Raw genomic sequence first — 1,021 nt, forward strand, 5'->3', positions numbered from 1 at the left:
ATGTCATCGCGATTCATGAAGATATAATGCTCAAGGATCTCAAGGCGCTTTTCGACAAGTATGACTATAATGGTTTCCCCGTTGTGCGCGATGGCTATCTCGTCGGCATTGTTACAAAACTGGATTTGTTAAAAACTTTTTCACCTGGAAAAAGCGTTTCGAAAACCGATCTTCTCAAATTATTCGCTGAAAATGTCGGCGAGATCATGAGAAGGGCCGTCATTTCGATCAACGTTGATGATGATTTGAAAAAGGCCATTGAGTACATGGTTGAATTCAAATTGAGAAGTCTACCAGTTGTTGACAATGAAGGTAAACTCGTCGGTATGATATCTCGAAAGGATGTTATGGACCATTTATTGATCACTGACAATGATAGCTTTAATTAAATCAAAATGGAATTACTAGGTTTATCGATGGCATCCCCAGAGAGGATGGTTATAGTCGTCTCGCATTCATACCGAGTATATCACCCAAGTGAAAGACTTGGTGTGGTGTGAGAGGCTGATTTTAGTCAGAAATAATACCAGATGCTTTCATAATCCTCAATGTTCTCTCCTCTCGACGCCAGGCGATCGAGGAATTCCGCAATCGGAACATCCCTGTAAATATAGGTGGGTGCGAGAGCGATGTTCTTCTCCCAGGGATGGAATTCATAAACCCTTTCTCCCTCTGAAGTGATCATGATCAGATCATGGTGCTGCCATGCCCTGAGATGATTCTTCCCTAGTGCGGGGATATTGAAGACCGGTTCATCCGTTCTTGAGAGTCCTGGGATAAGACGCGCTTCCTCTTTTGCTTCCTGCAGAATACGCGCAATTGGAACTCTGAACCAGCGAGTCTCTTCTTTACCTTTCGTGTTGAAGGTGTAGTAGGGATCGACGCCAATTCTCTTGAGCAGGATTCTAAGTGCCACCGTCTCAAACCGCCTACAGTTCTCGAAGGTGAAAACCTGTTGATTGTAAACCATTATTCCTTTTTTTCTGATCGCTTGCACAGCGTTCGCAGCATCTGGTGTGAT

General features: G+C 43.8%; 2 protein-coding genes. One reads left to right on the forward strand and one right to left on the reverse strand.

Annotation, left to right across the window (positions count from 1 at the left end; all coding sequences use genetic code 11):
• Positions 1–389, forward strand: a 389-nt coding sequence (locus QHH00_08490; protein ID MDH7509408.1) for a CBS domain-containing protein, incomplete at its 5' end; no start/stop codon positions are given.
• A 125-nt stretch (positions 390–514) separates the two neighbouring features.
• Here QHH00_08490 and QHH00_08495 read toward each other — a convergent pair.
• A partial coding sequence (locus QHH00_08495; protein ID MDH7509409.1) for a KamA family radical SAM protein occupies positions 515–1,021 on the reverse strand: 507 nt, incomplete at its 5' end.

This window comes from Methanomassiliicoccales archaeon (assembly GCA_029907465.1).
In the GTDB taxonomy this organism is placed as follows: domain Archaea; phylum Thermoplasmatota; class Thermoplasmata; order Methanomassiliicoccales; family JACIVX01; genus JACIVX01.